The organism is Pelagerythrobacter rhizovicinus, assembly GCF_004135625.1.
In the GTDB taxonomy this organism is placed as follows: domain Bacteria; phylum Pseudomonadota; class Alphaproteobacteria; order Sphingomonadales; family Sphingomonadaceae; genus Pelagerythrobacter; species Pelagerythrobacter rhizovicinus.
Genome location: NZ_SDPV01000001.1, coordinates 105,725 through 118,415, shown reverse-complemented (window position 1 = coordinate 118,415; position 12,691 = coordinate 105,725). Strand labels below are relative to the sequence as shown.

At 66.9% G+C, this 12,691-nt stretch carries 14 protein-coding genes; 9 read left to right on the top strand and 5 right to left on the bottom strand.

Annotated elements, in window-relative coordinates; all coding sequences use genetic code 11:
• Window positions 1-42 precede the first annotated feature (42 nt).
• The 7 genes from ETX26_RS00655 to ETX26_RS00625 all read left to right on the top strand — a co-directional run bounded on the left by ETX26_RS00655 (window position 43) and on the right by ETX26_RS00625 (window position 6,864).
• Window positions 43-1,479 (top strand): MFS transporter, encoded by a 1,437-nt coding sequence (locus tag ETX26_RS00655; RefSeq protein ID WP_129522798.1) that lies wholly within the window; start codon window positions 43-45, stop codon window positions 1,477-1,479.
• A gap of 84 nt (window positions 1,480-1,563) precedes the next feature.
• On the top strand, window positions 1,564-2,850 hold the full coding sequence (locus tag ETX26_RS00650; RefSeq protein ID WP_129522797.1) for an acyl-CoA dehydrogenase family protein: 1,287 nt from the start codon (window positions 1,564-1,566) through the stop codon (window positions 2,848-2,850).
• Window positions 2,851-2,988: 138 nt separating this feature from the next.
• Complete coding sequence (locus tag ETX26_RS00645; protein ID WP_129522796.1) at window positions 2,989-4,080, top strand: Zn-dependent alcohol dehydrogenase; 1,092 nt, start codon at window positions 2,989-2,991, stop codon at window positions 4,078-4,080.
• A 109-nt stretch (window positions 4,081-4,189) separates the two neighbouring features.
• A complete protein-coding gene (locus ETX26_RS00640) occupies window positions 4,190-5,263 on the top strand; it encodes a phosphotransferase family protein (protein ID WP_129522795.1) in 1,074 nt (357 codons plus the stop codon).
• Between the two features lie 156 nt (window positions 5,264-5,419).
• Window positions 5,420-6,241, top strand: coding sequence for a 2,3,4,5-tetrahydropyridine-2,6-dicarboxylate N-succinyltransferase (gene dapD, locus ETX26_RS00635; protein ID WP_129522794.1), 822 nt, complete (start codon window positions 5,420-5,422; stop codon window positions 6,239-6,241).
• A gap of 93 nt (window positions 6,242-6,334) precedes the next feature.
• Complete coding sequence (locus ETX26_RS00630) at window positions 6,335-6,640, top strand: hypothetical protein (RefSeq protein ID WP_129522793.1); 306 nt, start codon at window positions 6,335-6,337, stop codon at window positions 6,638-6,640.
• Window positions 6,641-6,675: 35 nt separating this feature from the next.
• Window positions 6,676-6,864 carry a DUF3008 family protein gene (locus ETX26_RS00625; protein WP_129522792.1) on the top strand — a complete coding sequence of 63 codons (189 nt, stop codon included), beginning with the start codon at window positions 6,676-6,678 and terminating at the stop codon, window positions 6,862-6,864.
• Window positions 6,865-7,001: 137 nt separating this feature from the next.
• Here the strand turns inward: ETX26_RS00625 and ETX26_RS00620 are convergent, their stop codons facing one another.
• From ETX26_RS00620 to ETX26_RS00605, 4 genes are all read right to left on the bottom strand, one after another.
• Complete coding sequence (locus ETX26_RS00620) at window positions 7,002-8,255, bottom strand: dipeptidase (protein ID WP_129522791.1); 1,254 nt, start codon at window positions 8,253-8,255, stop codon at window positions 7,002-7,004.
• Window positions 8,252-9,052, bottom strand: coding sequence for a DUF72 domain-containing protein (locus tag ETX26_RS00615; RefSeq protein WP_225425438.1), 801 nt, complete (start codon window positions 9,050-9,052; stop codon window positions 8,252-8,254). The genes ETX26_RS00620 and ETX26_RS00615 overlap by 4 nt, the downstream gene beginning before the upstream one ends.
• 103 nt (window positions 9,053-9,155) lie before the next feature.
• Window positions 9,156-9,407 carry an SWIB/MDM2 domain-containing protein gene (locus ETX26_RS00610; protein WP_119514134.1) on the bottom strand — a complete coding sequence of 84 codons (252 nt, stop codon included), beginning with the start codon at window positions 9,405-9,407 and terminating at the stop codon, window positions 9,156-9,158.
• A gap of 34 nt (window positions 9,408-9,441) precedes the next feature.
• Entirely contained in the window at window positions 9,442-10,044 is a 603-nt protein-coding gene (locus ETX26_RS00605; protein ID WP_129522789.1) for a YbhB/YbcL family Raf kinase inhibitor-like protein, read from the bottom strand.
• Between the two features lie 247 nt (window positions 10,045-10,291).
• Between ETX26_RS00605 and ETX26_RS00600 the strand changes: the two genes are divergently transcribed.
• Together ETX26_RS00600 and ETX26_RS00595 are read left to right on the top strand one after the other, a co-directional pair.
• The gene (locus tag ETX26_RS00600) at window positions 10,292-11,758 is read left to right on the top strand and encodes a S41 family peptidase (RefSeq protein ID WP_129522788.1); all 1,467 of its coding nucleotides are present in this window, start codon (window positions 10,292-10,294) and stop codon (window positions 11,756-11,758) included.
• Window positions 11,759-11,813: 55 nt separating this feature from the next.
• Window positions 11,814-12,146, top strand: a complete 333-nt coding sequence (locus ETX26_RS00595; RefSeq protein ID WP_129522787.1) for a DUF962 domain-containing protein — start codon at window positions 11,814-11,816, stop codon at window positions 12,144-12,146.
• A gap of 3 nt (window positions 12,147-12,149) precedes the next feature.
• Here ETX26_RS00595 and ETX26_RS00590 read toward each other — a convergent pair whose 3' ends face one another.
• Window positions 12,150-12,593, bottom strand: a complete 444-nt coding sequence (locus ETX26_RS00590; protein ID WP_129522786.1) for a COG3650 family protein — start codon at window positions 12,591-12,593, stop codon at window positions 12,150-12,152.
• Window positions 12,594-12,691 lie beyond the last annotated feature (98 nt).

Sequence of the window (12,691 nt, the reverse complement as noted above, 5' to 3'; positions counted from 1 at the left end):
TCCCGCGGCGCGCCCCTTCGCCCGCGCGCCCACAGGCCGCCGATGACAGCGCCTGCCCACACGGGTCCGCTGCCCCTGCGGATCAAGCTGGCCAACGGATTCGGGTCGATCGCCTTCGGGGTGAAGGACAACGGTTTTTCGGTCTTCCTGCTCACCTTCTACAATCTCGTGCTGGGGATGGAGGCGTGGCTGGTCAGCCTCGCGCTGGTGATCGCGCTGGTCGTCGACGCTTTCATCGACCCGCTGCTCGGCAACCTGTCGGACCGGACTTATACTCGCTGGGGCCGGCGCCTGCCGTGGCTCTATCTCGCGCCGATCCCGCTCGGGATTGCGTGGTACGTCCTGTGGTCGCCGCCGGTCGACGGGCCGCCCAGCTTCGCCCTGCTGCTCGGCATGGCGATCCTGATCCGGCTGCTTCTCTCGGCCTGCGAAGTGCCGTCAGTGGCGCTGGTGCCCGAGCTGACGCGCGATTACGACGAGCGCACGACGCTGTTCCGCTATCGCTATCTGTTCGGCTGGACCGGCGGACTGGGGCTGCTCTTCCTGACCTACAGCGTCTTCCTGCGCGACGGCTTGCTCGACCGCGAAGGGTACGTGACCTACGGCTTGGTGGGGGCGATCGCGATCGTCGCGACTTCGCTGATCTCCGCACTCGGGCAACACAGCTTCGTCGCGCGCTATCCCGAGACCAAGCCGCCGCCGTTCAGCCTGAAAGTCGCCTTCGCCGAAATCATCGAATCGTTCTCCGAACGGGCGTTCCAGATCTTCGCCCTCGGCGCGGTGGCGGCCTACATCAGTCAGGGCATGACCTTCGCCCTCTCGAACTACCTGTTCTACTTCGTGTGGGAGTTCACCGAGAGCGCGCTGGCGATCTATCCCTTCATACTGCTCGCCAGTGTAGTCGTCGCGTTCCTCCTGCTCGGCACGCTGCACAAGCGGTTCGGCAAGATCCGGGTGGCGTCGGTCACGACCGTGCTGGCGATGATCTTCTGGCTCATCCCCTATGGCCTGCGCCTGGCTGGCCTGTGGCCGGAGGTCGGCAGCACGGCTTCGACGGCGCTGCTCTTCGCCTTCGTCCTGGTGAGCAACAGCCTCAGCGTCATGGTGCTTATCTCCGCGTCCTCGATGGTGGCCGAGATCGTCGAGGCGTTTCAGGAGCGAACCGGGCGGCGCGCAGAAGCGGCGTTCTATTCCGGCAACTGGTTCGTCCAGAAATGCGCCACCGGCGCGGGTATCCTGCTGGCGGGCCTGGTCATCTCGATCTCCGGCCTGCCGACCGATGCGACGCCGGGAGCCGTGGCCGTGCCGATCATCGACAGCGTGATCGTACAATACTGCATCATGATCGCACTGCTGGGCACATTCTCCGCCTGGTGGCTGGCGCGGTTCCCGATCGACCGGGCCGACCACGAAGCACGCCTGGCCACGCTGGACGCCGCGGCCCGCGGCGACATCGACGCGAGCGGCACGGCCCCCTGACAGATTGCGGCTTGGCGGGGCCATGCGGCTCTGCCAGTTTCGCCGTGAAACGGAATCGAGACACGAAAGAGGATTGAGCGGACCATGAACTTCGAACCCACCGAACGGCAGCAGTACTGGCGCGACCGCGTACGCGACTTCATCGAAGCCAACGTGCGCCCGAATGTCGACACTTATGCCGAGCAGGATGCGGAAGGCGACCGCTGGAAAGTCATCCCGATCGTCGAGGACATGAAGGCCAAGGCCAAGGCGCAGGGCATCTGGAACCTGTTCATGCCGCCGCAGGGCCAACTCAACCACGTCGACGACACGTTCGAATTCGACGGACCGGGCCTGACCAATCTCGAATACGCGCTCTGCGCCGAGGAAATGGGCCGCATCGGGTGGGCGAGCGAGGTCTTCAACTGCTCCGCGCCGGACACGGGGAACATGGAAGTGTTCCACCGCTACGGCACGCGCGAGCAGAAGGAACAATGGCTGAAGCCGCTGATGGAGGGCGAGATCCGCTCCGCCTTCCTGATGACCGAGCCGCGCGTCGCCAGCTCGGATGCGACCAATATCGAGACGCGCATCGAGCGCGACGGCGATCACTACGTCATCAACGGCCGCAAGTGGTGGTCGTCGGGCGCGGGCGACCCGCGGTGCAAGATCGCGATCGTCATGGGCAAGACCGATTTCGGCGCCCAGCGACACCAGCAGCAGTCGATGATCGTCATGCCGCTCGACGCCGAGGGCGTTACGATCGAGCGCCACCTGCCCGTCTTCGGCTACGACGACGCCCCGCACGGCCACATGGAGATCGCGCTCAAGGACGTGCGCGTCCCGGCCGAGAACCTGTTGCTCGGCGAAGGGCGCGGGTTCGAGATCGCGCAAGGCCGCCTTGGCCCGGGCCGCATCCACCACTGCATGCGCACGATCGGCATCGCCGAGGAAGCGCTGGCGAAGATGTGCCGACGGCTGCAGGAGCGCGAGGCGTTCGGCAAGCCGATCTACAAGCATTCGGTGTGGGAGGAACGCATCGCCCGCGCCCGCATCGACATCGACATGACCCGCCTGCTCTGCCTCAAGGCGGCGGACATGATGGACAAGGTGGGCAACAAGTCCGCCAAGCAGGAAATCGCCATGATCAAGGTCCAGGCGCCGAACATGGCGCTGAAGATCATCGACGATGCCATCCAGGCGCACGGCGGCGGCGGCGTGTCGGAAGACTTCGGCCTCGCCAAAGCCTACGCGCACCAGCGCACCCTCCGCCTCGCCGATGGGCCGGACGAAGTCCATGCCCGCTCGATCGCGCGGATGGAGTTCGCCAAGCACGCGCCGCAGCCGGGCAGCGACACGATGAGCTCGGGCGATATCGGGGCGACCCGCTGACAATCTCTCCCCTCCCGCTTGCGGGAGGGGGCGGGGGTGGGCATGGGCCGAAAGGCCCACCCCGCTGCGACTAGAACTTGCGGGGCAAGCCCAAGTCTCGCTGCCCCTCCCGCAAGCGGGAAGGGATGAAAGGGAATTATGGCCAAGGCAGCAATCCTCGAACAACCCGGAAACGGCCTCGTCATCGGCGAGATCGAATTGGCCGATCCCCTTCCGCACGAAGTCCTGATCGACACCAAGGCCTGCGGCCTGTGCCATTCGGACCTCCACTTCATCGACGGTGCCTATCCGCATCCGCTGCCCTGCGTTCCGGGGCATGAGGCGGCCGGCGTGGTGCGCGCGGTCGGAAGCGAGGTCAGGACGGTGAAGCCGGGCGATCACGTCGTCACCTGCCTCTCCGCCTTCTGCGGGCACTGCGAGTTCTGCGTCACCGGCCGCATGGCCCTGTGCCTCGGCGGCGACACGCGGCGCGCGCCGACCGATACGCCGCGTATCACGCGCGCCGACGGTTTGGGCACGGTCAACCAGATGCTCAACCTCTCGGCCTTCAGCGAGCAGATGCTGATCCACGAGCACGCCTGCGTTGCGATCGACAAGGACATGCCGCTCGATCGTGCGGCGGTGATCGGCTGCGCGGTGACGACCGGAGCGGGCGCGGTCTTCAACGCCTGCAAGGTCGTGCCGGGCGAGACGGTGGCGGTGATCGGCTGCGGCGGCGTGGGCCTCGCAACGGTCAACGCCGCGCGGATCGCCGGCGCGGGCCGGGTGATCGCGGTCGATCCCCTGCCCGAGAAACGCGAACTCGCCAAAGTGCTCGGGGCGACCCATACCGTCGATGCGCTGGCCGACAACGCGGTGGAAGAGATCGTGCGCATTTCGAATGGCGGCGTCGATCACGCGATCGAGGCGGTCGGGCGCCAGGCGAGCGCCGACCTCGCGGTCAAGGTCCTGCGCCGCGGAGGCACGGCGACGATCCTTGGCATGATGCCGCTCGACTGCAAGGTCGGGCTCGGCGCGATGGACCTGCTCTCGGGCAAGAAGCTGCAGGGCGCGATCATGGGGATGAACCACTTCCCGGTCGACCTGCCGCGGCTCGTCGATTTCTACATGCGCGGCCTGCTCGATCTCGACACGATCATCGCCGAGCGCATCCCGCTCGAGGCGATCAACGAAGGCTTCGACAAGATGCGCGCCGGCCACAGCGCACGCAGCGTGGTGGTGTTCGACTGACAACCGCACACCATTGCGAGCCCCAGCGAAGGCTGGGGCCTCAGGCCGCTGGCGCTTCGCCAGATTGAAGGAGGTCCCAGCCTTCGCTGGGACACGGATCAGGGCAAAAATGAGCGAAATCGACTACGAGAAGGAAATGGTCGGCACTGTCGAAGTGCCCGAGCGTGACAAGCTCGACGAAGCGGCGCTGACGGCCTGGATGGCGGCCAACGTCGAGGGCTTCGAAGGGCCCTTGACGCTCGCCAAGTTCAAGGGCGGTCAGTCGAACCCGACCTACCGCGTCGACACGCCGCGCGCGTCCTACGTCCTCCGGCGCCAGCCGTTCGGCAAGCTGCTGCCGAGCGCCCACGCGGTCGATCGTGAATACCGCGTGATGGCCGCGCTCCACCCGACCGGCTTTCCCGTTCCCCGGCCCTACGGCCTGTGCGAGGATCCCGAGGTGATCAGGTCGAAGTTCTTCGTCATGAGCCTCGCCGACGGCCGATCCCTGTGGAACGGCGCGCTGCCGAACAATACGCCCGGCGAGCGCCGCGAGATCTATCACGCGATGATCGACACGATGGCGGACCTCCACCTGAAGGACCCCGACGCCATCGGCCTGTCCGATTTCGGCAAGCCGACCGATTACTGCGCGCGCCAGATCGCGCGCTGGACCAAGCAGTATCGCCTCTCCGAAACCGAGACGATCCCGGAGATGGACCGGCTAATCGAATGGTTGCCCGAGACGATCCCGCCGCAACACGAATCGAGCGTCGTCCACGGCGATTACCGGCTCGACAACATGATCTTCGCGGCTGACGAGAATCGCGTGATCGCGGTGCTCGACTGGGAACTGTCCACACTCGGCGACCCGGTCGCCGACTTCGCCTATCTCATGCTCAACTGGTACAACCCGACCGACGGGCGCGCGGGGCTGCTGGGGCTCGATCTGGAGGCGCTCGGCATCCCGACGGTGCACGAGGCGGTGGAGCGCTATGTCGCGCGCACCGGCTATCCGGTGCCGCCGATGGACTGGTACTTCGCCTACAACCTGTTCCGCCTCGCGGGCATCATGCAGGGCATCAAGAAGCGCGTGATCGACGGCACCGCCTCCTCCGCCCATGCCAAGCAGATGTCGGAGCGCGTGAAGCCGCTGGTCGAGCGGGCCTATCAGTTCGCACAAGCCGCGGGACTACAAAGCTAGCCGAGCCCCTGCGAAGGCAGGGGCCTCAGGCCGCTGGCGCTCCGCCCGATAGCCTGAGGTCCCCGCCTCCGCGGGGACTCGCGCTTTTGCTTGCTTGCCCCCACCTCCGCCCACCGCTAGCAGCCGGGCGCCTTTATCAAACGACCGGAGCGCCGCATGTCAGCCGAACTCGAAACCGCCATCGAAGCCGCTTGGGAGAACCGCGCCGACGTCGGCCCGCACTCCACGGACATTCGCGAGCAGGTCGAGACGGCGATCGAGCTGATCGACAGCGGCCAGGCCCGCGTCGCCGAGCCGGACGGCCAGGGAGGCTGGAAAGTCAACCAGTGGCTCAAGAAGGCCGTGCTGCTCTCCTTCCGCCTGCGCGACAATGCCGTGATCGAGGGCGCGGTCGGCGCCCCCGCCTACGACAAGGTGCCGAGCAAGTTCGCCGGGTGGGACGACGCGCGCTTCGCCGCCGCCGGCTTCCGCGTCGTGCCCGGCGCGATCGTGCGGCGCGGCAGCCATATCGGCAGGGGCGTGGTGCTGATGCCCAGCTTCGTCAACATCGGCGCGCATGTCGGCGACGGCACGATGATCGACACCTGGGCCTCGGTCGGCAGCTGCGCGCAAGTGGGCAGGAACTGCCACATCTCCGCCGGCGCCGGGATCGGCGGCGTGCTCGAGCCGCTGCAGGCCAACCCGACGATCATCGGCGACAACTGCTTCATCGGCGCACGTTCCGAAATCGTCGAAGGCGTGATCGTCGGCGAAGGCAGCGTGGTCGCGATGGGCGTGTTCATCACCCAGTCGACCAAGATCGTCGACCGCGCGACCGGCACAATCACGCGCGGCGAGATCCCGCCCTACTCGGTGGTCGTGCCCGGCACGCTCCCCGATCCGCACGGCGGCCCCTCGCTCGCCTGCGCGGTGATCGTGAAGACCGTCGACGCGCAGACGCGCGAAAAGACCGGAATCAACGAGCTTCTGCGCGACTGAGCCGTCCCGCCCCGACAGGAACATTGGCGCTCGCCAGACGTAGTTTCTTCCGAACCACAACGGGTCGGGCAACAGTCTGCGGGAGCGAGAGCAATGGAACGTCGGGGCGACGAAGTTCACATGAACGAAACCGAGGCGAGCGGCGCCTCCAAGGAAGGCGTGGTGCGCTGGGTGCTGATCGTCGGCACGTTCCTCGCAATCGCCTTCCTGACCATCATCTGGGTCACAGGGGCGCTGACGCAAGGTGAAGACGAGAGCCAGGCCACTGTGGAAGGCCGGATCGAGGCGAGGCAGCCCGATACGGGAACCGACAGCATCGTCGACGACCGGGTGGACGAACTCGACGCGCCCGAAGAAGGCGACAGCCCGGCAGATGAACCGGGCCGGGTCGGAACCTGATCCGTCCCCGGCCATAGGCAGCAAGGAGCCGCAAGATGCCCGCCAAATCGAAAGCACAGCAGAAAGCCGCCGGCGCCGCGCTCTCCGCCAAGCGCGGAGACACCAAGGTTTCCGAGCTCAAGGGCGCATCGAAAGGCATGTACGATTCGATGAGCGAGAGCGAGCTTGAGGAACTGGCGGATACCGATCGCGAGGACCTGCCCGACAAGAAGTCCGACGACTGAGCGAAGCCACTCCGTCATCCCAGCGAAAGCTGGGATCGGGTGCCGCAATGTCGGACCTGGAGGAGAGCGATCCCAGCCCTCGCTGGGATGACGTTATGATGTCGAGGTCAGTGTCCGCGCTCCACTAATCTGCGTCCTCAGCCAACCGGCGTTTCGATAGGCAGCCGGTCGGCCTGCGCCGCGGCCACCGCCTCGGCATCGCGCATCACCCGCAGCACGTTGCGCATCGAGATCTTCTCCAGATCCTCCTGGCTATAGCCGCGCCGGGCGAGTTCGACGAACAGCGCGGGATAGCCGGAGACGTCCTCCATCCCGACCGGGCCCGTATCCATCCCGTCATAGTCGCCGCCGATCCCGATGTGATCGATCCCCGCGACCTTGCGGATGTGGTCGATATGATCGGCCATGTCGGAAATCGTCGCCTTCGGCTCGGGGTTGGCGCGCTCCCATTCGGCAAGCGCCGCCTCGGCCTTGTCGGGCTGCCCCTGCCACAGCGTCGAGAGGCGCGCCTCCTCCGCCTGCCGCCGGGCGTACCACTGGCGCGCGTCTTCGCTGACATAGCCGGGCAGCGCGACCACCATGACCACGCCGCCGTTCTCGGCCATCCGCCGGAGCACGCTGTCGGGCACGTTGCGCGCATGGCCGTTGATCGCCCGCGCGCCCGAATGGCTGAAGATCACCGGCGCGACCGAGACATCGAGCGCGTCCTGCATCGTCTGCTCGCTGACATGGCTGAGATCGACCAGCATCCCGAGCCGGTTCATCTCGCGCACCACGTTGCGGCCGAAATCGGTGAGGCCGCCATGCTCCGGCGCATCGGTCGCGGAATCGGCCCACGACAGGTTCCGCGAATGCGTCAGCGTCATGTAGCGCGCGCCGAGCGCGTACATCTGGCGCAGCACGGCGAGGCTCGATCCGATCGAGTACCCGCCCTCCATGCCGAGCAGCGAGGCGATCTTGCCTCCGGCGACCGCCGCCTCGACATCGTCGGCGGTCAGCGCCAGCGCGAGATCGCCGGGATAGCGGTCGACCAGCCGCCTGGTAACATCGATCTGCTCGATCGTCGCCTGGACCGCCTCGGGCTCCTCGAGCGCGGCGGAGACGTAGACCGACCAGAACTGCGCCCCGACCTTGCCCTCGCGCAGCCGGTTGAGGTCGGTGTGCATGGTGCGCTGCTCGGCGTGCTCGGGGCCGGTATCGGTCGTGTCGACGAAGTCGAAGTCGCCGATCACGTTCCCCCAGCGCCCGCGGAGCTGGATCGGCACGTCGTTATGCCCGTCGAACACCGGCGCCGCCTCGAGCGCGGCCTCCGCCACCGCCTCGGGTGACTGCGCGGAAAGGCTCGATGCCGCCAGCAGCGCAGCGGCGGACAGCAGACAGGCAACCCTCATTTCGACCCCCTGAGTTTCTCGGCGAGCGCCATCGCGGCCGCCGGGGCGCGTTCCTTCGCGCCGTTGATCATGAAAGCGAATACGTCCCCGCCCGCCTCGCGCGCCGCAGGTTCGCCTGCGTAGGGCAGATCCTGCGGCGCCTGTCCGTCGGCCCACGCCAGGCACATGGCCGCTATCCGGTCGAGGCCCTCGTCGTCGTAGCCGGTCGGGCATTCGGAGCGCATCTTCTGGCACCGCAGATAGGCGAAGTCGGCCGTGCGGTCGGCGATCTCGGCCCGGCCCTCGTCCTCCGACCAGACGATCGCGACCGAAGCGGCGCGCGCGAGGTCTACGAACTCCGCGCAGGCGAAGCTCTCGTGCCCTACCTCGATCGCGTGCCGCAGCCGCACGCCTTCGTGCTCGGCGGGCAGAAGGGCGAGGAAAGCGCGTATCTCGTCGGGATCGAAGCGCTTGGTCTTGGCCAGTTGCCAAAGCAGCGGGCCGAGCTTGTCGCCGAGCTCGACGAGTCCCTGCCCGACGAACTTGGCGACGGACTCGCCCGCTTCCGACAAGTCCCGGCGATTGGTGACGAAGCGCGAGCCCTTCAGGGTGAAGACGAAGCCCTCGGGCGTCTCGTCACGCCATCTGGCGAAGCTCTCCGGCTTCTGCAGGCGGTAGAACGTGCCGTTGATCTCGATCGCCCCGATATGCTGCGAGGCGTAGGCAAGCTCGTCGGCCTGGCGCAGCCCTTCGGGATAGAAGGTTCCCCCGCGCCAATCGGGATAAGTCCAGCCGCCGATTCCAGTGCGGATCGTCATTCCATTCCTCATGCCATGACGAACGGGTTCGGCCAATCCGCCGGCGGAAAGCTGTGTGCCGGCGGCGCGGCGGACCAGCCGCTGCACCGCCGGCGAAGCAGGATCAGCTGAGGTGCTTGGAAACCGCAGCCGTCATCTTGAACATCGAGATCTGATCCTTTCCGATCACCGCGCCGAGCTTGGCATCGGGATTGATCATCCGCTTGTCCTTGGAATCCTGAAGACCGTTGGCCTTGATGTAGTCCCACACCTTCGAGGTGACCTGAGCGCGGGTCATCGGCCCCTTGCCCACGACATTCTCGAGATCCGATGAGAGGTTCACCGGCTTCTGCAGTGCATTGTTCTTGCCAGCCATCTTAGGTCCTTTCCTGTTCTTGGCTTGTTGCACGTTACACGAAATCGTCGTCCCAGGGCCCGCCCCCGGCATCCTCGGCCTGGCGCTTGTACCTGCCTGTCAGAACGGCCGCACCGATCACATGGCCCTCCATCGCCGCGACCAGTTCGTCCCGCCCGGCGCCGGGCATGAGCGTGAGCGGCAGGTCGAGCGCGAAGAGCTGAAATACGTAACGGTGCGCGCCGTCCTCGCGCGGCGGCTCCGGCAGAAGCCACTCGGAATTGCGGTGGGCGTTCTTGCCCACACGTGGCGGCACCTCGCCCTCGAGCAGCTTGCCGCGCTGGCCTGCGATGCCCCAGACCAGCCAGTGGCACGGCGCCTCGGCTCCCGCCGCGTCGGCATCCTCGACCACCAGCGCGAGTTCCATCGTGCCCGGCGGCGGCGCCGTCCATTCGAGCGGCGGTGCGACGGCGTCTTCCTCGTCGGCGGTGAAGGAGGGGTCGAGCTCGCCCCCGTCCATGAACGCAGGGCTCGACAGCGTGAACCCGCCGCGCCCGAGGCTCCGCTCGTCGGCGAGGCGCGCGATCGTCAGCTTTCCGTCGCCCGGCCCCGAGCCCTCGATCGCTCCGGCTAGCCAGGAAGGGGCGGCATTCGACATCTGGGCTCCTGTTGTCATCGGCGGGGCAATCTAGGGCGAATGTGCCCCACCCGCGAGTGCGGCATAGGGCAAAAGGAGGGTTTTCCACCGATGAGACGCGATTCTGGCCGTGATTCAGCCCGAAAATCATGCATTTTCATGTCGCCAGCCGCCTTCGTCTTGCTCCCGGCGTACCGTCGAGGCATCTTCCCCGCGCCGGCCAGGCCGATATTCGCCCGGCGAACGGCAGAATCGGGAGGGGGAAATCGTGAAGAGAGGTCGCGCCGCATTCAGCATCGTTCTGGCAACATCGCTTGCAGCCTGCGGCGGAGGAGGTAGCGGTTCTGGCGGCGGCGGGAACAATCCGATCGGTGGCACCCCGACGCCCGAGCCGACCACGCCCGCATGCTCGCTGTCCGCGCAGCAGGACTTCGTGCGCGCCGTGCTGGACGAGTGGTATCTCTTTCCCGATCTGCTCGCGACGAATACCGACAAGAGCGACTACACCGACCTGCAGTCTTACATCGATGCGCTCGTCGCACCGGCACGTGCGCAATCGAGGGACCGCTACTTCACCTATGTCACCTCGATCGCCGAGGAAGACGCCTACTACGAATCCGGCTCCAACGCCGGCTTCGGCATTCGTCTCGGATACGACACGGGCAGCAACCGCGTGTTCGTGATCGAAGGGTTCGAAGGGGGGCCGGGTCTGCCGCAGGGGCTCGACCGCGGGGTCGAACTGCTCGAGGTGGGAAGCAGCGCCTCCTCGCTCCAGAGCATCGCGACATTGATGGCAACCGGCGGACCGCAGGCGGTGATCGACGCGCTCGGTCCGTCGGACCCGGGGGTGCAGCGCGTCTTCAGCATCCGCGAGGTCGGCGGCACGGAGCGGCAGATCACCGTCAGCAAGACCGAGTTTCCGCTCGATCCGGTGTCCGACCGCTACGGCGCGAAGATCATCGACGACGGCGGCAAGAAGGTCGGCTACATCAATCTGCGGACCTTCATCGACCCGGCCGAACCCGATCTGCGCGACGCGTTCGAAGATTTCCGCAGTCAGGGCGTGACCGAGGTGATCGTCGACTTCCGCTACAACGGCGGCGGATTGGTGCGGGTCGCCGAACTGATGGGCGACCTGATGGGGCGCGCATATGTCGGGCAGGTCTTCAGCCACACGACCCTGCGCCCGTCCAAGTCGGACAGGAACGAGACCGACCTGTTCGGCAGCCAATCCCAGGCGATCGCCCCGACCAAGGTCGCCTTCATCGGCACGGGCGGCACGGCTTCCGCTAGCGAGTTGGTCACCAATGCTTTTATTCCCTACCTCGACACGAACATGGCTCTGGTCGGGACCAACACCTACGGCAAGCCGGTGGGCCAGTACGGGTTCGATCATCCCGAGGAAGAATGCGACCTGCGGCTGCGCGCGGTAACCTTCAAGACCGAAAACGCCAATCGTCAGGGCGAGTACTACACCGGCCTCGCCAGCGTGGTGCCGGTCACCTGCCGCGCCTCCGACGACATCTTCACCCAACTTGGCGATCCGGGCGAAGCCTCGGTTGCGCAGGCGCTCGCATTCCTGCGCGGCGGAGCGCCGGTGTGCAGCTCGATCAGCGCGCGCGATCCGACCGCGATGCGCCAGGATCCGACCGCCCGCCCGATCACCTCGCGCCGCGAGGTGCTCCAGCCCGAGGCGCCGACCCCGGCGCAGCGGGAGGTGCCGGGCCTGTTCTGACAGGCCGGCGCGGCGCACGTTGCCTGCCGGCGGCCCTCGTGGCATGATTGCCGGCATGGCGCGCGCCTATACGACATTCGGCGAGTTCTGGCCGTTCTACCTGCGCGAGCATTCGAAGCCGCGGACGCGGGCGCTGCATTACGTCGGCACGACGCTGGTCGTGCTGATCGCGGCATTCGCCCTCTTCACCGGGCGCTGGTGGTGGCTGCTCGCGCTGCCGGTGGCGGGGTACTTCTTCGCCTGGGTCGCCCACTTCCGGGTCGAGAAGAACCGCCCCGCGACCTTCACTTATCCGCTGTGGAGCCTCGCGGCCGACTTTCGGATGTGGTGGCTCTGGCTGACCGGCCGGCTCGGACCGGAGCTCGAGAAAGCCGGCGTCAGGCCGTGAGCCTCAGGGGTGCTCGGGCCCGGTAAAGGGCGTCTTCTCGGTCCAGGCGCAGCCGCTGCGCTGCTCCGTCCCGATCTTCAGCGTCACCGTGAACGGGTAGGTGCGGTCGCTCATTCCGTCGGAGCATTCGCCCGGTGTTATCGCCATGTCGAACGGTTGCCCCTCCAGCGTGCCCGAGTAGCCGAGGCCGTTGTTGCCCGCGAACCGCTCGACCGAAATCGTCACGCCATCGACGTTCTCGGGCGTCGAATAGGTCAGCGAGCCGCCGGTCACCTCCCCGCCCCAGAACGGCTCGGTGCCGGTGAACTGCACGGTTTCCTCGGGCCCGATAGCGGAGAAGGCCTCTCCGGCGGTATCGCGGGAGGTGCCGTTCGGCCCCTCCGGCCCGGGCTGGCAGGCGGCAAGCGGGAGAGCGAGAGCGGCGGCGAGAAGAAGGACACGGGTCATGCGCCCAGCCTATACCCGAAGGCGGGCGATTGCCAGTGCGCACCCGCCTCGCCCGTCCATGCAGGAACCGCCGGGAGCGCGGCGGATTGATCGGACTG